General features: G+C 68.1%; 21 protein-coding genes. 12 read left to right on the forward strand and 9 right to left on the reverse strand.

What is annotated here, in order from left to right; translation table 11 throughout:
• Nucleotide 1: 1 nt before the first annotated feature.
• Entirely contained in the window at nt 2-406 is a 405-nt protein-coding gene (locus AU185_RS20680; RefSeq protein ID WP_059101442.1) for a DUF5319 domain-containing protein, read from the reverse strand.
• 266 nt (nt 407-672) lie between these two features.
• On the opposite strand from AU185_RS20680, the gene guaB reads away from it, so the two are divergent.
• The 5 genes from guaB (at nt 673) to phoU (ending at nt 6,027) form a co-directional block, all read left to right on the forward strand.
• On the forward strand, nt 673-2,139 hold the full coding sequence (guaB, locus tag AU185_RS20685; protein ID WP_231740428.1) for an IMP dehydrogenase: 1,467 nt from the start codon (nt 673-675) through the stop codon (nt 2,137-2,139).
• A 26-nt stretch (nt 2,140-2,165) separates the two neighbouring features.
• Nucleotides 2,166-3,293: a GuaB3 family IMP dehydrogenase-related protein gene (locus tag AU185_RS20690; RefSeq protein ID WP_172800418.1), complete on the forward strand. Its 1,128-nt coding sequence runs from the start codon at nt 2,166-2,168 to the stop codon at nt 3,291-3,293.
• A gap of 21 nt (nt 3,294-3,314) precedes the next feature.
• Nucleotides 3,315-3,521 carry a zinc-ribbon domain-containing protein gene (locus tag AU185_RS20695; RefSeq protein WP_059101444.1) on the forward strand — a complete coding sequence of 69 codons (207 nt, stop codon included), beginning with the start codon at nt 3,315-3,317 and terminating at the stop codon, nt 3,519-3,521.
• A 42-nt stretch (nt 3,522-3,563) separates the two neighbouring features.
• Nucleotides 3,564-5,300 carry a GMC family oxidoreductase gene (locus AU185_RS20700; RefSeq protein WP_059101445.1) on the forward strand — a complete coding sequence of 579 codons (1,737 nt, stop codon included), beginning with the start codon at nt 3,564-3,566 and terminating at the stop codon, nt 5,298-5,300.
• A gap of 67 nt (nt 5,301-5,367) precedes the next feature.
• Nucleotides 5,368-6,027, forward strand: coding sequence for a phosphate signaling complex protein PhoU (phoU, locus tag AU185_RS20705; RefSeq protein ID WP_059101446.1), 660 nt, complete (start codon nt 5,368-5,370; stop codon nt 6,025-6,027).
• A gap of 2 nt (nt 6,028-6,029) precedes the next feature.
• Here phoU and AU185_RS20710 read toward each other — a convergent pair whose 3' ends face one another.
• Nucleotides 6,030-8,387, reverse strand: a complete 2,358-nt coding sequence (locus AU185_RS20710; protein WP_059101447.1) for a glycoside hydrolase family 65 protein — start codon at nt 8,385-8,387, stop codon at nt 6,030-6,032.
• The gene (locus AU185_RS20715) at nt 8,384-9,130 is read right to left on the reverse strand and encodes a beta-phosphoglucomutase family hydrolase (RefSeq protein WP_231740429.1); all 747 of its coding nucleotides are present in this window, start codon (nt 9,128-9,130) and stop codon (nt 8,384-8,386) included. Before AU185_RS20715 ends, AU185_RS20710 begins: the two co-directional genes overlap by 4 nt.
• A gap of 360 nt (nt 9,131-9,490) precedes the next feature.
• Between AU185_RS20715 and AU185_RS20720 the strand changes: the two genes are divergently transcribed.
• Together AU185_RS20720 and guaA are read left to right on the forward strand one after the other, a co-directional pair.
• Nucleotides 9,491-9,817 carry a CD225/dispanin family protein gene (locus AU185_RS20720; protein ID WP_082684009.1) on the forward strand — a complete coding sequence of 109 codons (327 nt, stop codon included), beginning with the start codon at nt 9,491-9,493 and terminating at the stop codon, nt 9,815-9,817.
• 65 nt (nt 9,818-9,882) lie between these two features.
• A complete protein-coding gene (gene guaA / locus AU185_RS20725; RefSeq protein ID WP_059101450.1) occupies nt 9,883-11,475 on the forward strand; it encodes a glutamine-hydrolyzing GMP synthase in 1,593 nt (530 codons plus the stop codon).
• 76 nt (nt 11,476-11,551) lie between these two features.
• Here guaA and AU185_RS20730 read toward each other — a convergent pair whose 3' ends face one another.
• From AU185_RS20730 to AU185_RS20745, 4 genes are read right to left on the reverse strand one after another with little or no spacing between them, the layout of a single operon-like run.
• Complete coding sequence (locus AU185_RS20730) at nt 11,552-12,466, reverse strand: MerR family transcriptional regulator (protein WP_059101451.1); 915 nt, start codon at nt 12,464-12,466, stop codon at nt 11,552-11,554.
• 1 nt (nt 12,467) lies between these two features.
• On the reverse strand, nt 12,468-13,952 hold the full coding sequence (locus AU185_RS20735; protein ID WP_059101452.1) for a flavin-containing monooxygenase: 1,485 nt from the start codon (nt 13,950-13,952) through the stop codon (nt 12,468-12,470).
• A gap of 1 nt (nt 13,953) precedes the next feature.
• Nucleotides 13,954-14,886 (reverse strand): ferritin family protein, encoded by a 933-nt coding sequence (locus tag AU185_RS20740; protein ID WP_059101453.1) that lies wholly within the window; start codon nt 14,884-14,886, stop codon nt 13,954-13,956.
• Nucleotides 14,887-14,896: 10 nt separating this feature from the next.
• Complete coding sequence (locus AU185_RS20745) at nt 14,897-15,718, reverse strand: SDR family NAD(P)-dependent oxidoreductase (protein ID WP_059101541.1); 822 nt, start codon at nt 15,716-15,718, stop codon at nt 14,897-14,899.
• Between the two features lie 336 nt (nt 15,719-16,054).
• Here AU185_RS20745 and imuA' point away from each other — a divergent pair, with 336 nt between their 5' ends.
• Genes imuA' through AU185_RS20760 form a run of 3 tightly spaced genes read left to right on the forward strand, consistent with a single transcriptional unit; the run spans nt 16,055 to nt 18,591 of the window.
• Nucleotides 16,055-16,738, forward strand: a complete 684-nt coding sequence (imuA', locus tag AU185_RS20750) for a DnaE2-dependent mutagenesis accessory factor ImuA' (protein WP_059101454.1) — start codon at nt 16,055-16,057, stop codon at nt 16,736-16,738.
• 30 nt (nt 16,739-16,768) lie between these two features.
• A complete protein-coding gene (locus tag AU185_RS20755) occupies nt 16,769-18,331 on the forward strand; it encodes a DNA polymerase Y family protein (RefSeq protein ID WP_059101542.1) in 1,563 nt (520 codons plus the stop codon).
• Between the two features lie 29 nt (nt 18,332-18,360).
• Nucleotides 18,361-18,591, forward strand: a complete 231-nt coding sequence (locus AU185_RS20760; protein ID WP_059101455.1) for a DUF6480 family protein — start codon at nt 18,361-18,363, stop codon at nt 18,589-18,591.
• Here the strand turns inward: AU185_RS20760 and AU185_RS20765 are convergent.
• A complete protein-coding gene (locus AU185_RS20765) occupies nt 18,588-19,625 on the reverse strand; it encodes a nucleoside hydrolase (RefSeq protein ID WP_059101456.1) in 1,038 nt (345 codons plus the stop codon). The two genes, AU185_RS20760 and AU185_RS20765, sit on opposite strands and share 4 nt — an antisense overlap.
• A gap of 24 nt (nt 19,626-19,649) precedes the next feature.
• Nucleotides 19,650-21,653 (reverse strand): SDR family oxidoreductase, encoded by a 2,004-nt coding sequence (locus AU185_RS20770; protein ID WP_172800412.1) that lies wholly within the window; start codon nt 21,651-21,653, stop codon nt 19,650-19,652.
• An 83-nt stretch (nt 21,654-21,736) separates the two neighbouring features.
• Here AU185_RS20770 and AU185_RS20775 point away from each other — a divergent pair, with 83 nt between their 5' ends.
• Together AU185_RS20775 and AU185_RS20780 are read left to right on the forward strand one after the other, a co-directional pair.
• Nucleotides 21,737-22,606, forward strand: a complete 870-nt coding sequence (locus AU185_RS20775; protein WP_059101458.1) for a MaoC family dehydratase — start codon at nt 21,737-21,739, stop codon at nt 22,604-22,606.
• 57 nt (nt 22,607-22,663) lie between these two features.
• On the forward strand, nt 22,664-23,551 hold the full coding sequence (locus tag AU185_RS20780) for a universal stress protein (RefSeq protein ID WP_059101459.1): 888 nt from the start codon (nt 22,664-22,666) through the stop codon (nt 23,549-23,551).
• The last annotated feature ends 64 nt before the right edge of the window (nt 23,552-23,615 follow it).

Genomic DNA, 23,615 nt, shown 5'->3' on the forward strand with positions numbered 1-23,615 from the left:
GTCAGCGGTAGCCGTCGGTGTCCGACGTCGCCTCGTTGAGTGACGCGTCGGCGTAGCCACGGCAGTAATCCCACGTCACGTAGGCATCGGGCTCGGGGTCGTACGCCGGCTCATGGGGCCGCACCGTGCCGTCGACCAGCAGCTGCAGCAGGTTGGCCCGCAGCATGTCCCAGTCGTGATAGTGGTCCTGCTGGCACTCGTCGCAGCACACCACCAGACCGCGGATCCCCTTGTGCGCGAGAAGCGCCTCGTACACCGCCAGATCGGCGAGGTCGGCCTCGACCGCGGTCCGCTCCTGCGGGTCCAGCGGCTGGCCGGGCTCAAGGGCGTCCAGCGCCGCCGAAGGGTCGCACGGGTCATCGGCGAACGGGTCGGGTGGCAAACCCGGTGGCAGGTGGTCACGCACGAGTCCACCCTACGCAGCGGCCCCGCGATCGCGCCAGCCGTTACCGCCGTTGGCGGCGGCTCCTCAACAGGCGCGCCAATAGTTCTGTGCGTCATGGCACGTGAGGCCGGGATGCCGGTCCGCAGCCGATAGGATGGTTTTCTAGCTCGCTCGGCTGCGTTTGTTACTGGAGGCTCATTTTGTCGATACCCACGTCGACTGCCGAAAGCAGCATCCCGATCGCGGTGCCTGTGCCGACCGGCGGGGATGACCCGACGAAAGTCGCCATGCTCGGCCTCACCTTCGACGACGTGCTGCTGCTGCCCGCCGCCTCCGACGTGGTGCCCGCAACCGCCGACACCTCGAGCCAACTGACCCGCAAGATCCGGCTCAAGGTGCCGCTGGTGAGTTCTGCGATGGACACCGTCACCGAATCGCGCATGGCGATCGCGATGGCCCGCGCCGGCGGCATGGGTGTCCTGCACCGCAACCTCCCGGTGGCCGAGCAGGCCGGTCAGGTCGAGACGGTCAAGCGCTCGGAGGCCGGGATGGTCACCGATCCGGTCACCTGCTCACCGGACAACACGCTGGCCGAGGTGGACGCGATGTGCGCGCGGTTCCGCATCTCCGGGCTGCCCGTCGTCGACGACACCGGCGAGCTGGTCGGCATCATCACCAACCGCGACATGCGTTTCGAGGTGGACCAGTCCAAGCCGGTCTCCGAGGTGATGACCAAGGCGCCGCTGATCACCGCGCGCGAGGGGGTGTCCGCCGAGGCGGCGCTGGGCCTGTTGCGCCGCAACAAGATCGAGAAGCTGCCGATCGTCGACGGGCACGGCAAGCTGACCGGGCTGATCACCGTCAAGGACTTCGTCAAGACCGAACAGTTCCCGCTGTCGACCAAGGACAAGGACGGCAGGCTGCTCGTCGGCGCCGCCGTCGGTGTCGGTGACGACGCCTGGACACGGGCGATGACGCTGGTGGACGCCGGCGTCGACGTGCTTGTCGTGGACACCGCGCACGCGCACAACCGCGGTGTGCTCGACATGGTGAGCCGGGTCAAGGCCGCCGTCGGTGACCGGGTCGAGGTTATCGGCGGCAACGTCGCGACGCGGGCCGCCGCGGCCGCCCTCGTACAAGCCGGAGCCGACGCGGTGAAGGTCGGGGTGGGACCGGGTTCGATCTGCACCACCCGCGTGGTGGCCGGCGTCGGCGCACCGCAGATCACCGCGATCATGGAAGCCGTTGCCGCATGCGCACCCTCGGGTGTGCCGGTCATCGCCGACGGCGGGCTGCAGTACTCCGGCGACATCGCCAAGGCACTGGCCGCGGGAGCGTCGACCGCGATGCTCGGCTCGCTTTTGGCGGGCACCGCCGAGTCGCCCGGTGAGCTGATCTTCGTCAACGGCAAGCAGTTCAAGAGCTACCGCGGCATGGGGTCGCTCGGCGCGATGCAGGGCCGCGGCGCCGCCAAATCGTTCAGCAAGGACCGCTATTTCCAGGACGACGTGCTGTCCGAGGACAAGCTGGTGCCCGAAGGTATCGAAGGTCGCGTGCCGTTCCGCGGGCCGCTCTCGACCGTGATCCACCAGCTCACCGGCGGCCTGCGTGCCGCCATGGGGTACACCGGGTCGGCGACGATCGAACAGTTGCAGCAGGCGCAGTTCGTGCAGATCACGGCCGCCGGGCTCAAAGAGAGCCACCCCCACGACATCACGATGACGGTCGAAGCGCCGAATTACTACACCCGCTGACAGGGGGATCCACCGCCATGCGAGACATGGTTGAGATCGGCATGGGCCGAACCGCCCGCCGCACTTACGAACTCGACGACATCAACATCGTCCCGTCGCGGCGCACGCGGTCGTCTCAGGACGTCTCGACCGCCTGGCAACTGGATGCCTACCGGTTCGAGATCCCGGTGGTCGCCCATCCCACCGATGCGCTGGTGTCGCCCGAGTTCGCCATCGAGATGGGCCGGCTCGGCGGCCTGGGTGTGCTCAACGGCGAGGGGCTCATCGGTCGGCACGCCGACGTGGAGGGCAGGATCGCCGAGGTCATCGAGGCGGCCGAGAAGGAGCCCGAACCATCGGCGGCGATCCGCCTGCTGCAGCAGTTGCACGCCGCACCGCTGGACCCGGACATGTTGGGAGCGGCGGTCGCGCGGATCCGCGAGGCCGGGGTGACGACGGCGGTGCGCGTCAGCCCGCAGAACGCTCGGGCGCTGACGCCGGCGCTGCTCTCCGCCGGGATCGACCTTCTGGTCATTCAGGGCACGATCATCTCAGCCGAACGCGTGGCGTCCGACGGTGAGCCGCTGAACCTCAAGACCTTCATCGCCGAACTCGACGTGCCGGTGGTCGCCGGCGGTGTGCTCGACCACCGCACCGCCCTGCACCTGATGCGCACCGGCGCGGCCGGCGTCATCGTCGGTTACGGCTCGACCAGCGGCGTGACCACCAGCGACGAGGTGCTGGGCATCAGCGTGCCGATGGCCACCGCGATCGCCGACGCGGCCGCAGCGCGGCGCGAATACCTCGACGAAACCGGTGGGCGGTATGTGCACGTGCTGGCCGACGGCGACATGCACACCTCCGGCGATCTGGCCAAGGCCATCGCATGCGGCGCGGACGCGGTGGTGCTCGGCACACCGCTGGCCAGCTCGGCCGAGGCGCTGGGCGACGGCTGGTTCTGGCCCTCCGCCGCGGCGCATCCGTCCCTCCCGCGGGGCGCGTTCCTGCAGGTCGCCGTCGGTGAACGGCCGTCGCTGGAGCAGGTTCTCACCGGCCCGTCCGACGACCCGTTCGGCTCGCTGAACCTCGTCGGCGGGCTGCGTCGCTCGATGGCCAAGGCGGGGTACTGCGACCTCAAGGAATTCCAGAAAGTGGGCCTGACCGTCGGCAGCTGAGTTGCGCCTACGCTGAGCGGGGTGTTCTTCTTCCTCTTCGGTTACGGCACCAAGCAGCAACACCTCGGTGCGGGGGAGGTCAGGACGTGCCCGCGCTGCCACAACACCACGCAGTGGTCGCGGGTCCGCGAGTTCAAGCAGTTCACGCTGTTCTTCGTGCCGGTGGCACGCTGGAACCGCAGGCACTTCGAGGTCTGCGGCATCTGCGGCACCGCCGTCGGCCTCTGACCTTGCTAGAAAGTTACCCCTCGGTAACGTCATACTGGACCGATGGAGCCTGACTACGACGTCCTGGTGATCGGTTCGGGGTTCGGCGGCAGCGTCACCGCGCTGCGGCTGACCGAAAAGGGATACCGCGTCGCCGTGCTGGAAGCCGGTCGGCGCTTCGCCGACGAGGATTTCGCCAAGACGTCGTGGAATCTGCGCAAGTTCCTGTGGGCGCCGCGGCTCGGCATGTACGGCATCCAGCGGATCCACCTGCTGCGCAACGTGATGATTCTGGCCGGCGCGGGCGTCGGCGGCGGGTCGCTGAACTACGCCAACACCCTGTACGTGCCGCCGTACCCGTTCTTCAACGACCCGCAGTGGAAGGACATCACCGACTGGCGCGCGGAGTTGATGCCGCACTACGACCAGGCGCAGCGCATGCTCGGTGTCGTCACGAACCCGACGTTCACCGACGCCGACCGAGTCGTCAAGCAGGTCGCCGACGAGATGGGTGTCGGGGACACCTTCGTGCCGACGCCGGTGGGCGTCTTCTTCGGCCCGGACGGCACCAAGGCGCCCGGCATGACGGTGCCCGACCCGTACTTCGGCGGTGCCGGGCCTGCGCGGACCGGCTGCATCGAAGTCGGCGAATGCATGACCGGGTGCCGCCACAACGCCAAGAACACCTTGGTCAAGAACTACTTGTATCTGGCCGAAAAGTCTGGGGCACAAGTCTTTCCGATGACGACGGTCACCGGCTTCGAGCAGCGTCCCGACGGGCTCTGGAACGTGCACACCGTCCGCACCGGCAGTTGGGTGCGCAGAAGGAAGCGGACGTTCACCGCGCAGCACGTGGTGCTCGCCGCGGGGACGTACAACACCCAGAAGCTGTTGTTCAAGATGCGCGACAAGGGCAAGCTGCCCAAGCTGTCGGACAAGTTGGGGGTCCTGACGCGGACGAACTCCGAGTCGATCGTGGGAGCCGGACGCTTCGAGGTGACGCCCGATCTCGACCTCACCCACGGCGTCGCGATCACCTCGTCGATCCACCCCACCTCCGACACCCACATCGAACCGGTGCGCTACGGCAAGGGCTCGAATGCGATGGGACTGTTGCAGACCCTCATGACCGATGGGGCGGGCCCGGAAGGAACCGATGTACCGCGCTGGAAACAGTTCCTCCACAACGCCCGAACAAACCCCCGCGGCACGCTGCGCATGCTCAACGTCGGGCAGTGGAGTGAGCGGACACTGATCGCCCTGGTGATGCAGCATCTCGACAACTCGATCACCACCTACACCAAACGGAACAGGTTCGGCGTCCGGCGGTATCTGAGCAAGCAGGGCCACGGAGCGCCCAATCCGACCTGGATCCCCGTCGGCAACCAGGTGACACGCCGGATCGCCGAGAAGATCGACGGGGTCGCGGGCGGCACGTGGGGCGAACTGTTCAACATCCCGCTCACTGCGCATTTCCTCGGCGGTGCGGCGATCGGTGACGACCCGCAGCACGGTGTCATCGACCCGTACCACCGGGTGTACGGCTATCCGACGTTGTCGGTGCACGACGGGGCGGCGATCTCCGCGAATCTCGGTGTCAATCCGTCACTTTCGATCACCGCACAAGCCGAACGCGCGACGTCGCTGTGGCCCAACAAGGGGCAGCAGGACCTGCGGCCGGAGCAGGGCGGGCCGTACCGCCGGTTGGCGCCCGTGCCGCCGGAACACCCGGCGGTCCCCGCCGAGGCGCCGGCGGCGTTGCGGCGACTGCCGATCGAGCCGGTCACCTCGGCTGGTTGAAAACTCGGCGATAGGGGTACCTGACATCGTCTGAGGGGGTGGCGTCTCGCGAGGGAGGAGGATCGCGATGCGGACCGCGTATCACGAGCAGTTGGCAGGGCTGTGCGCCCAGCTCGGGCAGATGTGCGGGCTGGCGGTCAGCGCGATGGAACGCGCAACCCAGGCCCTGCTCGAAGCCGATCTATCGCTGGCCGAGCAGGTCATCGCCGACCACGAGCACATCGTCGCGCTGAATCGGCGGACGGAGGAAGCCGCACTGCGGATCCTCGCACTGCAGCAGCCCGTCGCGAGCGAGCTACGCACGGTGGTCGGCTCCATCCACATCGCCGCCGATATCGACCGGATGGGTGCGTTGGCCGTTCACGTCGCGGGAATCTCCCGGTTGCGGCATCCGGACTGCGCGTTGCCGGCCGACGTGCGCACCAGCTTCGCCGAGATGGGGGCTCGCGCGGTCGAACTCGCGAAGTCGGCACAGGAGGTACTGCTGTCGCGCGATCCCGAGAAGGCGGCGCGGCTGCGTGACGAGGACGACGCCGTCGACGCCGAGCACCGGCACCTGTTCACGCTGCTGATGGACCACAAGTGGCAGGACGGGGTCTGTTCCGCCGTCGACGTCGCGTTGCTCGGCCGCTACTACGAACGCTTCGCCGACCACGCCGTCGAGATCGGCAGGCGCGTGGTGTTCGAGGCGACCGGTGGTCTGCCGGTGCACAAGCAGATGGCGTAACGCTAGACCCGCCGCCGGCGCAGTGGCTCGCGCCCCGGCGGCTGCTGTGGCGTCGGCAGCAGCGGCTCGCACCGGTGGACCGGCACGGTGCTCGGCGCTCGGGAGTCCAGCTCCAGATCCTCGCCGCCGTGGCGGATCCACAGCGAAGCGTCCGGGCCGTCACGAAGCGTGTAGGTGACGTCGTCGTGGTTCACGTCGACGGTCAGCCGGAAGTTCCTCCACCGCAACCGGAATCGCAGACACGAGATCCCATCGGGCAGCCGCGGGTCCAGCGAAAGCACCCCTTCGTCGTCACGCAAGCCGCCGAAACCCGCCACCAGCGCTGTCCACGCCCCGGCGAGCGACGCCATGTGCAGACCGTCGCGGGTGTTGCGGTGCAGATCCCGCAGATCGATCATCGCGGCTTCGTAGGTGTAGTCGTGAGCGAGTTCGAGATGACCGACGTCGGCGCACATCACCGCCTGCGTACAGGCCGACAGCGACGAATCCCGGGTCGTGCGTCGTTCGTAGTAGTCGACGTTGCGGGCCTTCTGTTCGGCGGTGAAAGCGTGGCCCTGCCAGTGCATCGCCAGCACCAGGTCGGCCTGCTTGAGCACCTGAGCCGGATAGAGCCGGACATACGGCTCGTTCATCAGCAGCGGGTAGATCGTGTTGCTCGTGAAATCCCACTCCCGCAGCGTGGTGAAACCCTCGCACTGGGGATGCACACCCAGCTCCTCGTCGAACGGAATGTGCGCGGAATCGGCGGCGTGGCGCCAAGCGGCCATCTCCTGGGTGGTGACGCCCGCGGCGTGGGCCGCGTCCACGTTGCGCGCGCAGGCGTCGGCGGCCGCCCGGAGGTTGGCCGCCGCCATCAAGTTCGTGAACACGTTGTCGCGCACCACGGCCGTGTACTCGTCGGGGCCGGTCACACCATCGACATGCCAGACCCCGTGTCGGTCGTGATGTCCGAGCGACTGCCACAGCCGGGCGGTCTCGATGAGCACGTTGAGCCCGCATTCCGCTTCCAGCGAATGGTCGCCGGTCACGATGCGGTACCGCTCGAACGCCATCGCGATGTCGGCGTTGACGTGAAAGCCGGCGGTGCCTGCCGGCCAGTACGCCGAGCACTCCTCGCCGCGGATCGTGCGCCACGGGTATGCGGCACCTTCGAGATCGAGTTGAGCCGCCCGTTTCTGGGCGAGCGGCAGGATCGACGCGCGCCAGCGCAGCGCGTCGGCCGCCGCCGTCGGATGGGTGTAGGTCAGCACCGGAAGGACGTAACCCTCGGTGTCCCAGAAGGCGTGGCCGTCATAACCCGTTCCGGTCAGGCCTTTGCCGGGAATCGCGCGGCGCTCGGCGCGCGCGCTGGCCTGCAGCACGTGGAAGAGCCCGAAGCGAACCGCCTGCTGACAGTCGGGGTCGCCCTCCACCTCGACGTCGGCGCCGTCCCAGAAATCGTCGAGATACGCCCGCTGCGCATCGAGTAGGCCCTGCCAGCCGGTGTACCGGGCGCTGCTCAGCGCGGCGGCAGCCTGGTCCCGCAGGGCCGGCCGAGACCGCAGGCTGGACCACCCGTACGCGAGGTACTTGACGATGCGCAGCTGCTGGCCGGGCCGCAACCCGCAGATCACCGTGGTGTTGGCCCAATCCAGGCCTGCGCCGGTGTCGACCTCGAAGCGGCCCGGCACCTCGATGTCGTGGTCCATCGCCGCGGCCATCATCAGGTTGCTGCCCCGGGTGCGGTGCAGCAGGATCGCGCCCCGGTCCGAGTGTTCGTGCTGTACCGGGTCCAATGGCTTCTCGAGAACGGCCGACACCCGCGGATCCTTCGACGACGCGGGCAACTCCTCGTTGGCGACGAGTTCGGATTGCAAAGTCACACGTGCGAACTCGTCGACCGCCTCCACGACATACTCGATTGCCGCGACACTGCGCTGGGTGAGCGAAACAACCCGCGTGGAAACGACTTTGACCTTCTTGCCTGCCGGTGACTCCCAGAGCGCGGTGCGGGTCAGGGTGCCTGCCCGCAGATCCAGTACACGTTCGTGCTCGTGTAGAGCGCCGTAGCGCACGTCGAACGGTTCGTCGTCGACCAGCAGTCGCACCAGCTTGCCGTTGGTGACGTTGACGACGGTCTGCCCGTCCTCGGGATAGCCGAATCCGGCCTCGGCGTACGGCAGGGGACGGCACTCGTAGAAGGAGTTCAGGTACGTACCGGGAAGGGCGTGTGGTTCTCCTTCGTCGAGATTTCCGCGTAACCCGATGTGACCGTTCGACAACGCGAACAGCGACTCCGATTGCGCGAGCATGTCGAGGTCGAGCGACGTCTCCCGGACCTGCCACGGCTCGACGGGGAATATGTCGTCGTTGAACGTCATGTGAGCAACTCCGCCAGGTCGGACACCACGACGTCGGCTCCGTTGCGTCGCAACGCTTCTGCCTGCCCCACCCGGTCGACGCCGACCACCAGACCGAAGTGTCCGGCCCGTCCTGCCGCCACGCCGGACAGCGCGTCTTCGAACACGGCGCCTTGTCCGGGTTCGACGCCGAGAAGTTCCGCTGCGCGCAGGAACGAATCGGGTGCGGGCTTTCCGGCGATGTTCTCCTCCCGCAGCACGACACCGTCGACCCGGTGTCGCACGTATTGCGCCAGCCCCGTCAACTCGAGTACCTCGCGGGTGTTGGCGCTCGAGGAGACCACCGCGACCCCCAGTCCGGCGTTCGCGACCGCCTCCAGATAGCGGCGCGATCCCTCGAACACCTCGACACCGTCGGTCTGCAGAACGCCCTGGAACATCTCGTTCTTCCGGTTGCCCAGCCCGGACACGGTTTCGCGCTCGGGCCCGTCGTCCGGGGCACCGTCGGGCAACTCGATGCCCCGGCTGAGCAGGAATGACCGCACGCCGTCCTCCCGCTTCTTGCCGTCGACGTAGCTCAGGTAGTCGCTCTGTACGTCGAACGGTGTGAACAACTCGCCGGTGCGTTCCGCCCGCCGTCGAAGGAAGTCGTCGAACATCGCCTTCCACGCCTTCTTGTGCACGCTCGCGGTGTCCGTGAGCACGCCGTCGAGGTCGAACAGCACCGCTCGGATCCCGGCGGGCAGACCAAGTTTTTCCGTCAGCTCTTCGGTTCCAGGCACCATTAACCCATTCCCGTTATCGCGCGCGGGCATGCTTGTGCATCGAGGAACTTACTGCAGCGAAGGCGCGCAGGGGTGCCGATCACGCGGTCGACCCTGCGATGTGGGCGCCGGCGGCGCGGGCCCGAGCCTGCTGAGCGGAACGTGACTCGCGGTCCGGCGGCGTTAGGTGTTGGCGCGCATATCGTTTCGGCTTGCGGCGGCGAAGCGGCGGTGGCGACGCGCACTCGACTGCGCGGTTACGGCGTTGAACTGAAATTGACGCACACAGCAAACCGGTGCCTTATATTGAGCGAGCTTGCCGGTTCCCACCCGCAGGCGCTACCCGAGAAAGGGACACCGATGACTTATCCGCCGCAGTCTCCGCCTCCGCCTCCGCCTCCGCAGGGGTACGGCCCGCCGCCCGGCGGTGTTCCCGCGCAGCAGCCCGACAGCAACCTCGTGTGGGGAATCCTCGTCACGGTGTTGTGCTGCTTGCCGTTTGGCATCGTGTCGATCGTGTACGCCAGCAAGGTGTCCGGGCTGTGGGCACAGGGTCAGTACGCGGAGGCGCAGAAGGCGTCGGACGACGCAAAGAAGTGGGCGATATGGGGTGCGATCGCCGGCGTGATCGTCATCGTCATCTACGGGATCATCGCCGTCGCGGGCGGTATGTCGTACGGCATGTGACTGACATACGGCCGTTCGCCGCGCTGGGGGCGTCTGACGTCGACGCCGCCAACTAGACTGGCCCGGTGACATCAGGATCTCTCCGACCCGTACTGGTTGTCGATTTCGGAGCGCAGTACGCGCAGTTGATCGCTCGCCGGGTCCGCGAGGCGCGGGTGTATTCCGAGGTGATCCCGCACACCGCCAGCGTGGGGGAGATCAAGGCCCGCGATCCTCAGGCCATCGTGCTCTCCGGCGGCCCGGCCAGCGTCTACGAGGACGGCGCCCCGCGGCTGAACCCGGAGCTGTTCGACTTGGACGTACCGGTGTTCGGCATCTGCTACGGCTTTCAGGCGATGGCACAGGTGCTCGGCGGAACCGTCGCGCGCACCGGGACACGCGAGTACGGCCGCACCGAGTTGAAAGTCACTGGTGGAGCACTGCATTCGGATCTGCCGGCAACTCAGCCGGTATGGATGAGCCATGGCGACGCGGTCACCGAGGCTCCCGAGGGCTTCGAGGTGGTGGCCGCCAGCACCGGTGCGCCGGTCGCGGCGTTCGAGAATCGGGCTCGGCGACTGGCCGGTGTGCAGTACCACCCCGAGGTGATGCACACGCCGCACGGTCAGCAGGTGTTGAGCCGCTTCCTGCACGAATTCGCCGGGATCGACTCGACCTGGACGCCGGCCAACATCGCCGAGGCGCTCGTCGAGCAGGTGCGCGAGGAGATCGGCGACGGGCGGGCCATCTGCGGGTTGTCCGGTGGGGTGGACTCTGCGGTGGCCGCCGCGCTCGTGCAACGGGCCATCGGCGACCGGTTGACATGCGTGTTCGTCGACCACGGGCTGCTGCGGGCGGGGGAGCGGGCGCAGGTGCAGCGTGACTTCGTCGCCGCCACCCACGCCAACCTGGTCACCGTCGACGTCGGCGACCGGTTTCTCGAGGCGCTGACGGGGGTGACCAACCCGGAAGGCAAACGCAAGGTCATCGGCAGGGAGTTCATCCGGGCGTTCGAAGGGGCGGTGCGCGGCCTCGTGGAGGGTGGTGGCTCCGCCGACGAGCGCTTGCGCGAGGAGCCAACTGGTGATGTCGAATACCTGGTGCAGGGCACGCTGTATCCCGATGTGGTGGAGTCCGGCGGAGGTTCTGGCACCGCAAACATCAAGAGCCACCACAACGTCGGGGGCCTGCCCGACGACCTGAAGTTCAAGTTGGTCGAGCCGCTGCGGTTACTGTTCAAGGACGAGGTGCGAGCGGTCGGCCGTGAACTGGGTCTGCCCGAGGAAATCGTTGCGCGCCAACCGTTTCCAGGCCCCGGCTTGGGCATCCGGATTGTCGGCGAGGTCACCGCATCGCGGCTGGAGACGCTGCGTCGCGCCGATGCGATCGCCCGCGAGGAACTCACCGCCGCCGGGCTCGACAACCAGATCTGGCAGTGCCCCGTCGTGCTGCTGGCCGACATCCGGTCGGTGGGCGTGCAGGGCGACGGCCGGACCTACGGGCATCCGATCGTGCTGCGTCCGGTGTCCAGCGAGGACGCCATGACCGCCGACTGGACTCGGGTGCCTTACGAAGTGCTCGAACGCATCTCGACCCGCATCACCAACGAGGTGGCGGAGGTCAACCGAGTGGTGTTGGACGTGACGAGCAAACCGCCCGGCACCATCGAGTGGGAGTAGCTTTCCCCGCGAGCTGGGCCCATACCGCAGGTAGGGGATCGCGAAGTGCCCCTTTTCCGCCGCTTTTCGGGGCAGTTCAGGTCTGCTCGCCCTTGCTTCCGGCGTCTTTCTCGATGACGTCCCCGAGGACCTCACCGACCAGCGACTCGATCGTCGACTCGATCGAGAACGCCAAGGTCGCCGACACCGCGGACACCGCCTGGGTGCGGAACCGCACGAGCATGGTGATCAGTTCGGCGATCTCGGTGTCCGGCGGTAGCGCGGCGCCCGGGTTGATGCGGTCCAGCACCTCCTCGATGCCCGCCTGAACCAGGATGCCGCTGATCTGGTCGATCAGCGGGGCGATCCGCTCGTGCAGATCGATGAGCTTGTCGGTGCCGACGCCGTACTGGCGGATGTCGTTGAACGCCTCGATGAGCTTGGGCCGCACGATGACGGCCTCTCCGTCCTCCAGCTTGATCACGCCGAGCCCGACCATCCGGTCGAAACCGGAGTCGTCGTCGACCAGCCGCCTCGCGTCGGCGACGCTCATCCGCTCGGGCTTCTCCGTCGCCCAGCTGCCCGCGATCGCCGATTCGAGCCCGAGGATCTCGCCGACGCCCTTGCCCTGCTCCCACGCCGACAACATCTCGCGCACGTGCGAGATGTTGTAGCCGCGGTCCAGCAGCGACGTGATCAGCCGCAACCGCGTCAGATGGGTGTCGTTGAACAGCGCGATCCGGCCGACCCGCAGCGGCGGGTGCAGTAGACCACGGTCGCGGTACACCCGGATGTTGCGGGTGGTGGTGCCGGCCAACCGGGCGAGTTCCTCGATGCGGTACTCGCCGGACGCCTCGACACCGTGGGGTTGCACGGCCGCGTCGAACAGTTGCGAGACCGCCGTCGCGACCACATCGCGTGAACCGCGGCGCACCCGTTTGTCCGCTCGCCGAAGCCCGTTGAGGATCGCCGAGATCGGTCCCGCCGGCGGTCGCGGCTGCCGTCCTGTCACGTCAGGCCGGTGTCGTGACCGCGTAGGCGTCGCGCGCTACCACGACGTAGTCGTCGCGCCGGAAGTCCCGCATCTGTCGAAGATACTGGGTGGCGAAGCCCGGGTACATCGACGCGTTGAACCCGTCGGCGGTCAGGTACCAACTGCGGCAACCCGACATCCAGGTGGTCTTGGTCAGCCGCTTCTGGATCTGCTCGTTGTAGCGCCGCTGGACGTCCTCGCGCACATCGAGATAACGAAGGCGTTCGCGGAGAATGGTGGTGATCGCCCGCACGGTGTAGTCGAGTTGGCCCTCGACGTAGACCAGAAGCGAGTTGTGGCCCGGGCCGGAGTTCGGACCCGTCATGAAGAACAGGTTGGGGTAGCCGTGGGCGTTGACGCTCTTGTAGGCCTGTGCGCCGCCGGCCCAGTCCTCGCTCAGCTTGCGGCCACCGACACCGGTCACCGGAAACGGCGGTCCGGTCAGATGAACGTCGTAACCGGTGGCGAAAACCACGCAGTCCAAGTGGTGTTCGACGCCGTCGCTGGTACGGATGCCGACCGGGCTCATGGTCGCGATCGGCCAGTCGATGAGCTTGCAATTGTCCCGTTGCAGCGCCGGATAGTAGTCACTGGACATCAACATCCGCTTGCAGCCCGGCGTGAAGTCGGGGGTGAGCTGGCGGCGCAGCCATGGATCCTTGACCTGTAACCGTAAGTGCGCCTTGCCCAGCCGGGCAACCAGCCCAGTGAGCGGGGTGTCCCACACCAGCGCGGTCGCGGTGAGTTCGTGACCCCAGAACAACGCCTGCCGCGCGACCTCCTGCGCTGCAGGAACTTTCGCGAACAAGGTCTGCGCGGCAGCCGGTGTGGCGATGTCCAGTCGGGGCAGCACCCAGCCCGGCGTGCGCTGGAAGACCTTGACGAAGTCGGCTCGCTTCACCAGTTCGGGCACAATCTGCACCGCGCTGGCGCCCGTACCGACGACGGCCACCCGCTTGCCGGCGAAGTCGTAGTCGTGGTCCCACCGCGCGCTGTGGATCTTGTGACCCCGGTAGGTGTCGAGGCCGCGGATGTCGGGCCACTTGTGGTCGGGCAGCGGCCCGGATGCCATGACGACGGTGCGCGCCCGAAAGCGTTTACGTCCCTTGGCTTTCACCGTCCACACACCATCGGCCTCATCGAAGTGCAGGCCGCTCACCTCAACACCGAACCTGATGCGCTGGCGAAGACCGAAATCGTCAACCATGTCCTCGATGTGCGCGCGGATCTCCTCGCCCGGCGAGTAGGACCGAGTCCAGTTCGGATTCCTGGCGAACGAGAATGAGTACAGCAGCGACGGAATGTCGCATGCCGCACCGGGATAAGTGTTGTCGCGCCAGGTGCCGCCGACCCGGTCGCCGCGTTCGAGGATGACGAAGTCCTGCACACCCGCCTCGGAGAGCTTGATCGCCGCGCCGATGCCGGTGAACCCGGCGCCGACGATCAGCGTGTCGTGGACCTCCATGTCAGGCCGCCGGCTCGTGGGTGACCTCTTTGACCCAGCTCGGCACCGACGGCAGCAACGGCCTCGGGTACCGGTCGGACAGCCACACCATGGAGTTGGCGAGGAGGTGGTAGGGGTGGCGCGGGTTGGTGACGACGCCGGCGTAGCGCCGCAGGAAGCGGTATGTCGGCACCCGGTTGGTGTACTCGCCGCGATCGCCCAGTTCCTTGAACCTCTTCACCGCCCGGTACAGCCGCTCCGGCTCCATACCCATGGCGACGATCTCGTTGCGGATCCTGTTGATCAACGGTGCACCCATGACCGCGCCGATGATCAGCCCCGGAGTGGCGTTGTGGCCGACGAAGTCGATCAGCAACCGCCGGATCCTGGCATGGCCGATCATGTCGAGCACCTCGAAATCGACCACGAGGTGCCGGGACTCGTCGTTGTTGATCTTCTCGAACACCCGGTGGCACACGGGGTCGTGCACCTCGTCGAGCAGGAACTTCAGCAGCGCGCCGTCGAGGGCGACCTCGAGCATCGGAATGACCGTGCCGAGCAGCGACAGCGGCATGTCGTCGGCCCACCGGTCCAGCCAGTCGATAGCCAGCCGGATGTTGACATTGGGCTCGGGGACCTCACCGTCTTCGAGCATTCCCCACCGCTTCATCAGCGCCAGTTCGGCGTTGGCGTGCCGTTGCTCCTCGGCATGGAAGTAGCGGTAGATCTCCGCGATCGTCGGCGTCGGCGCCTTCTTGGCCAGCGCCGCGAACCCGCGTGCCCCGATGTTCTCGATCCAGCACAGGTCGGCCATGAAGGCCTTCAACTTCGGGCGCTGCTCGTCGGTGACCAACTCGGCGCCAGGAGCGTCCCAGTCGATGTCGGCCAACGCCCACTGCCGGTCTTTGATCTTGGCCAGCATCGCGTCCATGTCGATCTTGGTCTTGGGGGTCATCGGGAACCTCCTAGGTGGTGACGCGGTTGGTGAGCCCGACGGCGCGGGTGTACGCCGTCGGCGTGAATCTTTTGATGCCCCAGCCGATTCGGGCGTCGAGCTGCGGCATGCAGTACAGGCGGCCGCGGTCGAGGGTGTCCAGGCAGGTGCGCGCCACCCGGCTCGGCGAGAAGCCGGTCCAGCGCATCAGCCGGTCGGCCAACTGGGTGGACCTGGCCGAGATACGGCCGGACTGGACGATGTTGGTTTTGACGAAAGTCGGGCACAGCGCCGTGACGTGCACGCCGGTGCCGCTCAGCTCGGCGGCCAGGGTCTCCGACAGCGACAGCACCCCCGCCTTGCTGACGTTGTAGGCGGCCATCCCCGGGGCCGCGCCGAACGCCGCGGCCGAGGCGACGTTGATGATGCCGCCGTAACCAGCGTCGCGCAGAATCGGCGCGAACACGTGACAGCCGTTTATCGGACCCCACAGGTTGATGTCGAGCACCCAGCGCCAGTCGTCGAGGCTCACCTCGCCGATCGGTAGCCCGCCGGCGCCGACGCCGGCGTTGTTGATCACCACGGTGGGCGGACCGTCGAACCAGGATTGCGCCTCGTCGGCCAGCGCGGTGACATCCTCGATGCGGGTGACGTCGCAACGCATCGATATCGCCTGGCCGCCATCGTCTTTGATCGCGTCTGCCGTTGTGCGGGCGGCGTTTTCGTCGATATCGCTGCACACCACCCGGCCACCGCGGTTGGCGAGTTCGATGGCGAAGGCGGCGCCGATGCCGCTGCCGGCGCCGGTGATGACGGCCGCGGCGTCGCGGCTTCGCTTGCGTCCGAAGATCATCGCGTCACCCACGCAAGCACCGGCGCATCGTTGAGCACCGTCGAAGTACACCACCGATTGGTGACATTTGTCAATGTCATCAATTACTGATGTCGGCGACCGCAGCCGGGCACCTTCGTCGGCGAGCGACCAGGGCCACCTTCGTCGGCGTGCTGTGCCGGCCACCTTCGTCGGCCAGCAGTCGCAAGGTGCTCGCTTTCGACGCGGTTTCGGGGCAGTTTGCGTCTGGTCGCCGGAAGAAGTCCGCTTGACGCTTGTCGGTGGGTGGGTGTTTACTCGGCGTATCGAACATACATTCGAAAAACTTGTGAGTCAGGCGATGCAGGAGGTGCTGATGTGACAGCTGTCGTCAGCCTGGATCGGCGCCAGCTTACCCGCGCTGAACAGGTAGAACACCTGCGTCGCAAGATGGCGGCGGTCTCCAGCAAGGTCGGTGCCGGCCGACGCGGCGCGGCTCCCTCGGCCGATCAGCTTCCGGCCTCGGAAACTTTGCTGCCGATGCCTGAAACCCTCGCCGAACTGTCCTCCGCGCCGTTGCCGCGCGGCACCGTGGCAGTGGTGACCGGGGCCCGGTCGCTGCTGCTGAGCATGGTGGCGGCGGTGACGGCGGACGGCGGGCATGCCGCGATCGTCGGCCAACCCGACGTCGGTCTGCTGGCGGCCGTGGAGATGGGTGCCGACCTGAGCAGGATCGCGGTCGTCCCCGAACCCGGGGCCGATCCGGTCGAGGTCGCCGCGGTGCTGATGGACGGTATGGATTTGGTTGTGCTCGGCCTGCGCGGGCGATCCGTGCCGGCAAGTCGTGCGCGGGCGGTGGTGGCCAGGGCGCGGCAGAGGGGATGCACCCTGCTGGTCACCGGCGGCGACTGGCAGGGAGCGTCGGCCCGACTGGAGGCCAGGGTGTGCGGCTACGAGATCACGGGTCAGGGGCGCCCGGGGTTCGGCCGCATCAGCCGGGTGCGACTGGCCATGCGGGCCGGGGGACGGGCCTTCGGTTCCGGGCGTGCAGTGGGCGGATGAGTGTCCACGCGCGTTCTCGCCATCTGGTGCATGGACTGGCCGGCCGTCGCCGCGGCGGCAGCGGCGGACCTGCCGTCGACCGCACCGATCGCGGTGACGCTGGCCAACCGGGTCATCGCCTGTTCGGCATCGGCCCGATCGGCCGGTGTGCGGCGGGGACTGCGCCGGCGGGAAGCGCAGGCGCGGTGCCCTGAACTGCACGTGGCCACCGCCGACCCGGCGCGCGATGCCCGCCATTTCGAAGGCGTGACACTCGCGGTGGACGACCTGGTGCCGCGGGCAGAGGTGTTGCGGCCGGGTCTGCTGGTACTGCCGGTCCGGGGTGCCGCCCGCTACTTCGGGTCCGAACAAGCCGCCGCTGAGCGGTTGGTCGACGCAGTGGCCGCTGCGGGTGCCGAATGCCAGGTAGGTGTCGCCGACCAGTTGCCCACCGCTGTGTTCGCCGCGCGGGCGGGGCGGATCGTCGAGCCCGGGCAGGATGCGTCGTTCCTGTCGGCGCTGTCGATCCGTCAACTGGCCACCGAGCCCAGCCTGGCCGCGCCGGGGCGGGAAGACTTGGCAGACCTGCTGTGGCGCATGGGGATTCGCAACATCGGACAGTTCGCCGCACTGTCCCGCAGCGATGTCGCTTCGCGGTTCGGTGCCGACGCGGTGGCCGCGCACCAGTTCGCCCGCGGCGAGCCCACCCGGGGTCCGTCGGGACGCGAACCCGAACCGGAACTCGACGCCGTCATGGACTGTGACCCGCCCATCGACCGGGTGGACGCCGCGGCCTTCGCCGGGCGCTCGCTGGCATCTGAGCTGCACCGTGGCTTGGCGGCGTCCGGGGTGGGCTGCACCCGCCTGGCCATCCACGCCATCACGGCCAACGGCGAAGAGCTGGAACGGGTTTGGCGCTGCGCCGAACCACTGACCGAGGACGCCACCGCCGACCGGGTGCGCTGGCAACTCGACGGATGGCTGAACAGGCGCAACCCCAACGACCGGCCCACCGCGCCGATCACGGTGATCCGGTTGCGTCCCGTGGAGGTGGTGTCGGCCGAAGCGCTGCAGCTGCCGCTGTGGGGTGGCGTTGGAGAAGAGGATCGGCTGCGTGCCCGTCGCGCGCTGGTGCGAGTGCAGGGTCTGCTCGGACCGGAGGCGGTGCAGGTGCCGGTGCTCAGCGGTGGTCGGGGGCCCGCCGAACGCATCACGCTCACCCCGCTGGGGGATGAGCCCGTACCGCGGGCCGACCCTCGTCAGCCGTGGCCGGGCCGACTGCCCGACCCGTCGCCGACCGTGTTGCTCGACGACCCGGTCGAGTTGTTCGACGTCGAGGGCCGTCCGGTGCGGGTGACCGCCCGCGGCCTGTTCTCCACTGATCCGGCACGGCTGGCCGCACCCGGCAAGGTGGTCAAGGCCGGCAGGTTGGCCTGGTGGGCCGGGCCGTGGCCGGTCGACGAGCGGTGGTGGGATCCCGAACAAGACCGGGCCGGCCGCACCGCACGCGCGCAGGTCCTGCTCGACGCGTCCGCCCGCGACGCCCAGCCGGGGCAGGCCCTGCTGCTGTGTTACCGGCAGCGACGGTGGTACGTCGAAGGGATTTATGAGTGACACCGGCACCACCGGGTACCCGCACACCGATGACCGCCATACCGCCAGACCCCGACCCACCCGACACGCCGGACCTCGAGCCCGGTGGTGGGGTGCCGCCCGGCTCGACGCCGCCCGACTCCGACCAGACCTCGGGCGTGGGCGCGGTGGAATCGCGGCCGCGGCATCGGTGGACGCCGACGGCCGTCGCAAGCGTCATCGCGGTCGCGCTCTTCGTGCTGTTGTTCCTGGCCGCCGCGGTGTGGCTGATCGTCGGTTAAACCAGGCGCCGCGCAAACGCGCCGACGCGGGCGATGAAGCGGTCGAAGAACGCGCCCGGATCGACGTCAACGCCGATGAGCGCGTTCGGTTTCCGGCCCCACCGGTTGCTCCAGTCAGCGATGGTCATGCCGCGGGTCAGCGTGCCCGTCAACTCGACGTCGACGGTGGTCGCCCCGCACGTGACGAGGTCGGGGTCCAGCGCCACCGCCGCGGCCAACGGGTCGTGCAGATGCGCCAGATAGCCCTCGCCCTGGTCGAAATGAAACTCGAAGTAGAACCGCATCGCGTCCTCGAGCACCGCGATCAGCGGGTTGGCCGTCGCCGACCGGGTGCCGCGGTCATCGGACACGCTCATCGCCACCGGCGTCGCGCCGGCCTCCGCCGCCAGCCGGTTCAGCAGGGCGGGTGTCATCGCGATGTGCTCGGTCAGGTTCAGCCCCAACACAATCGGCAGATGTGTGGGCTCTCCGCCGCCCCACGCCGCGTTCCATCCCGTGAACACCTCGGCCGCGGCTTCCGGGTCCACGCTGATGTTCCATTCCGCCACCGGGGTGGTGTTGCCCCGATAGTCGAACGCGCCACCCATGATCACCAACCGGCGCAACAACATCGGTAGCGCGGGGTCCATGCGCAGCGCCAGTGCCAGGTTGGTGAGCGGGCCGACGGCAATCGCGACCAGTTCACCCGGATACGCACGCGCCGCGCGCACCCATGCCTCGGCGGCATCGTAGGGCGTGAGTTGCCGCTCGGTCGCCGGCAACCGGGCATACCCGAGGCCCTCGGGGCCGTGCGTGTCCTCAGCGGTGCGCAGCAGCGAGCCGATGGGCTGTTCGGATCCCTTCGAGACCGGGATGGGCGGCATCCGGCACAACTCCAGCAGGCCCAGATTGTTGCGGCATACCTGTTGTACCGCAACGTTTCCCGCGGTGGACGCGATCCCCACCACCTCGGCGTCGACGCTGGCGAACAGGTACGCCAACGCCATCGCATCGTCGACGCCGGTGTCGACATCGGCGAACACGGGCTGCGTCACGCCGCCAACGATAGGAAACCTCGGTTACCAGTGCACACCCGGGACCAGCCGCGCCGCGGTCTTGACCGGCCGCGGCACCCGCAAGGTGGGCACCGCCCGCGTCGGCCGCCTGGGGCGTCGGGTGCCGCTGGGCCTGCTCTGCGCCGACGTCTCGCCGCGGGCCGCTGCGGAATCCGGGAAACCGAGATACAGCTGGTGCAGCACGCGCCGCGACAGCCGCGGTGTGAAGTAGTTGCCGAAATCGGCGAACGTGCCCAACGGCGTGTCGATCCGGGCGGGTTTGTCGATCAGGCCGCGCACCACCATCGCCGCGGCGTGCTCGGCGCTGATCGCGGGAACCGGGTTGAGCCGCCGCGACGGCACGATCATCGGCGTGCGCACCAGGGGCATGTGGATGTTGGTGAACGTGATGTGGTCCGACAGTGTCTCGCTCGCGACCACGTCGGCGAACGCGTCCAGCGCCGCCTTCGTCGGCAGGTACGAGCTGTACTTGGGGTTGCGGGCCTGCACCCCGGCGCTCGACACGTTGACCACGTGACCGAATCGCCGTTCGCGCCAATGCGGCAGCAGCGCAAGCACCATCCGCACGGCTCCGAAGTAGTTGACGGCCATCACCCGCTCGTAGTCGTGCAGCCGGTCGGTGGACGCGACCACCGACCGACGGATGGAGCGTCCCGCGTTGTTCACCAGGTAGTCGACGTGGTCGAACCTGCCCAGAATGTCCTTCACGGTGCTCTCGACCGAATCGGAGTCGGTGACATCGCAGGTGAACGCGTGTGCTCGGCCACCGGCGGCGCGGATCTCGGCGACCAGTTCGTCGAGCGCATCGGCGTTGCGCGCCAACGCGAACACAGTCGCCCCGCGTTCGGCGACCGCGATCGCCGACGCCCGGCCGATCCCGCTCGACGCCCCGGTGATGATCACGTGCCTGCCGACCAGCGGTCCCGCCGGATCGTCGCGGCGGGCCCGGTCGGGGTCGAGATGCGTGGCCCAGTAACGCCAGAGCGCCGGCGCATAATCGGCGAACTCGGGCACCGCAATACCGGTGTCGCGCAACGCTTCCTCGGTGCGCTCGGCCGTGAATGTCGGCATCAGGTCGACCACGTCGAGGATCTCGGCGGGCACGCCGAGTTGGGTGGCCGCCATGTTGCGCACCACCTTCGCGCGACCACCGACTTTGAGGAAGGGCGTCGCGGCCGAGCGCGGCAGCGAGGCGCGCAGCGCAGGCAATCCCGCCGCCTTGCCGACGCCGCGGTAAATACCCCGCAGGCCAATGGTTTTCGGCGCCGTGAGATGGAACGTCTGACCGTCGCGATCCGGCAGGTGCATCAACGCGACGAGCGCGTCGACCACGTAATCGACCGGAACCAGATTGGTGCGGCCGGTGTCGGGCAGCGCCATCGGGGTGATCGACGGCAGCTTGGCCAGCTTCGCCAGCAACGGGAAGAAGTAGTACGGCCCGTCGACCTTGTCCATTTCACCGGTACGCGAATCGCCGACGACGACGGCGGGCCGGTACACCCGGTAGCGCAGGTCGACGGCGCTGCGCACCAGCAACTCGGCTTCGAACTTGGTCTGGTGATACGGCGTGGGCAGTTCCTGGCCGACGTCGAAATCGTCCTCGGTGAACTCGCCGCGGAAGGTGCCCGCGACCGCGATCGACGACACGTGGTGCAGCGTCGCGTCGAGGTGTTTCGCCACTTCGATCACCGCGCGGGTGCCCTCCACGTTGGCCGCGCGCTGGTCGGCATCCGAGGCGGTGATGTCGTAGATCGCGCCGCAGTGCACCACGTGGTCGACCGCGCCGGCGTCGGCGAGCGCCTCGGGCGTCAGCCCCAGGTTGGCCGCGGTGAGGTCGCCGACCAGCGGTTTCGCGCGCTCACCCCACGTCGCCGCCAACTTCTCGAACCGGGACAGCGACTCCCGGCGGACCAGTACCAGCACTTCGGCGTCCCCGTCACGGGCTAGCAACTGGGACACCACTCGCCGTCCGATAAACCCGGTACCGCCGGTAACGACATAGCGCATGCGAGTCATCGTGGTCCTCGCTCGGTGAAACGTCAATGCCGTGTGACGCAGCCGTTGTCCATCCGGCGGATATCGTTCCCGGTATGCCACTCGACCCCAACGCCATCGGCGCCAAGACCGAACCGCAACTGTTCGAATGGACCGACCGCGACACCCTGCTTTACGCGCTGGGTGTCGGGGCGGGCACCGCGGATCTCGCGTTCACCACCGAAAACAGCCACGGCGTCGAACAGCAGGTGCTGCCGACCTACGCGGTGATCGCGTGTCTGCCCTTCGCGGCGGCGGCGATGATCGGGTCGTTCAACTTCGCGATGCTGCTGCACGGCTCGCAGGGGATCCGGTTGTACGAACCGCTCAAGCCGGCCGGCAAGCTCAGTGTGGTCGCCGAGGTCGCCGACATCCAGGACAAGGGTGAGGGCAAGAACGCGATCGTCATGCTCAAGGCGACGGGTACCGATCCCGACACGTCGAACGTCGTCGCGGAGACCTTCACGACCGCGGTGATCCGTGGCGAGGGTGGCTTCGGCGGGCAACCGGGGCAGCGTCCCGTCGCCCCGGAGATTCCCGACCGGGAACCGGATGCGCGAATTGCGCTGCCCACGCGCGAAGACCAGGCGTTGATCTACCGGCTGTCGGGCGACCGCAATCCGCTGCACAGCGACCCGTGGTTCGCCCGCGAGTTGGCCGGCTTCCCGAAGCCAATCCTGCACGGGCTGTGCAGCTACGGCGTCGCGGGCCGCGCGCTGGTCGCCGAACTCGGCGGCGGCGATGCGACGAAAGTCAGCGCGATCGACGCCAGGTTCACCTCGCCGGTGTTCCCGGGCGAGACGCTCACGACGTCGATCTGGCGGACCGAGGCCGGCCGCGCGGTGTTCCGCACGGAGGCCGCCGATCCCGACGGTTCGAACGCCCGTCTCGTCCTCGAGGACGGCGCCGCGGAATACCGGGACTGACCGGCATTTGGTCGATCCGCCGGCATCGGCTGCGCTGGATTGACAGGATGGTCGACCATGAGGCTCGTCGTTGGTTATCTGGCCACTTCAGGCGGTGCCGATGCGGTGGCGCTCGGGGTGCGGCTGGCCCGTACGCTCGGCGCTGAGCTCGACCTGTGCATCGTGCTGCCGCCTGACCGGGTGGCCCCGTCGATCAAGCCGATCGGCGATTTCGAGGAGCATCTCATCGCGCAGGCTCGGGAGTGGCTGACCGCCGCGAGTGCCACGGTGCCCGACGACATCGTCGTGAGCAGCCATGTCCGGTTCGACGACTCGTCGGCCGACGGTCTCATTCAGGAGACGGCGCGGGTCGAGGCCGACATGATCGTCGTCGGCGCAGCGGGCGGCGGTCTGGCGGGTGGCTTCTCACTGGGGTCGGTGGTCAACGAGCTGCTGCACTCGGCTCCGGTGCCGGTCGCGGTGGCGCCTCGGGGAACTCGCGACTCGGGCATCGACCGCGTGCGAGAAGTGACATGTGCGATCGGGGAGCGCGCAGGCGCACACATCCTGCTGGACACCGCAGTTCGGTTCAGTCGGGCGGCAGGCACGCCGCTGCGGTTGGTGTCGCTGGTGGCCCTGGACCCGACGTTCGGCGCCTTGCGCGGAGACGGCGACGACGCGCGCGAGCGGGCACTGGGACATGCGCGCCACGTTCACGAGTCGGCAAAAGCCGAGCTGCCGCAGGGTTTTCCCGTGGCGTCGACGATCGTCGATGGTGCGACGGTCGAAGAGGCGGTGAGCAAGCTGGACTGGCAGGACGGGGATCTCATCATGGTCGGGTCGAGCCGACTCAGCGCGCCGCGGCGGCTGTTCCTGGGGTCGACGGCGGCCAAGATGCTGCGCGTGCTCCACGTCCCGATGGTCGTGGTGCCGCGCGAACAACTCGGCCCAGAGGACCTGCCGTAACCGTCCGACGACGCCAACATCGAGATTGCACACAGGGTTGTTGCGACGAAACCAACCGCAGCCC

Origin of the sequence: Mycobacterium sp. GA-0227b (assembly GCF_001499855.1) — a bacterium.
In the GTDB taxonomy this organism is placed as follows: Bacteria; Actinomycetota; Actinomycetes; order Mycobacteriales; family Mycobacteriaceae; genus Mycobacterium.

What these genes read in the sequence shown, in the direction of transcription:
- AU185_RS20770 (WP_172800412.1), bottom strand. Translation starts at nt 21,653, where the DNA reads ATGCGCTATGTCGTTACCGGCGGTACCGGGTTTATCGGACGGCGAGTG.
- AU185_RS20690 (WP_172800418.1), top strand. Translation starts at nt 2,166, where the DNA reads ATGGTTGAGATCGGCATGGGCCGAACCGCCCGCCGCACTTACGAACTC.
- AU185_RS20720 (WP_082684009.1), top strand. Translation starts at nt 9,491, where the DNA reads ATGACTTATCCGCCGCAGTCTCCGCCTCCGCCTCCGCCTCCGCAGGGG.
- AU185_RS20775 (WP_059101458.1), top strand. Translation starts at nt 21,737, where the DNA reads ATGCCACTCGACCCCAACGCCATCGGCGCCAAGACCGAACCGCAACTG.
- AU185_RS20740 (WP_059101453.1), bottom strand. Translation starts at nt 14,886, where the DNA reads ATGACCCCCAAGACCAAGATCGACATGGACGCGATGCTGGCCAAGATC.
- AU185_RS20755 (WP_059101542.1), top strand. Translation starts at nt 16,769, where the DNA reads ATGGACTGGCCGGCCGTCGCCGCGGCGGCAGCGGCGGACCTGCCGTCG.
- AU185_RS20745 (WP_059101541.1), bottom strand. Translation starts at nt 15,718, where the DNA reads ATGATCTTCGGACGCAAGCGAAGCCGCGACGCCGCGGCCGTCATCACC.
- AU185_RS20710 (WP_059101447.1), bottom strand. Translation starts at nt 8,387, where the DNA reads ATGACGTTCAACGACGACATATTCCCCGTCGAGCCGTGGCAGGTCCGG.
- AU185_RS20700 (WP_059101445.1), top strand. Translation starts at nt 3,564, where the DNA reads ATGGAGCCTGACTACGACGTCCTGGTGATCGGTTCGGGGTTCGGCGGC.
- AU185_RS20760 (WP_059101455.1), top strand. Translation starts at nt 18,361, where the DNA reads ATGACCGCCATACCGCCAGACCCCGACCCACCCGACACGCCGGACCTC.
- AU185_RS20735 (WP_059101452.1), bottom strand. Translation starts at nt 13,952, where the DNA reads ATGGAGGTCCACGACACGCTGATCGTCGGCGCCGGGTTCACCGGCATC.
- phoU (WP_059101446.1), top strand. Translation starts at nt 5,368, where the DNA reads ATGCGGACCGCGTATCACGAGCAGTTGGCAGGGCTGTGCGCCCAGCTC.
- guaB (WP_231740428.1), top strand. Translation starts at nt 673, where the DNA reads ATGCTCGGCCTCACCTTCGACGACGTGCTGCTGCTGCCCGCCGCCTCC.
- AU185_RS20780 (WP_059101459.1), top strand. Translation starts at nt 22,664, where the DNA reads ATGAGGCTCGTCGTTGGTTATCTGGCCACTTCAGGCGGTGCCGATGCG.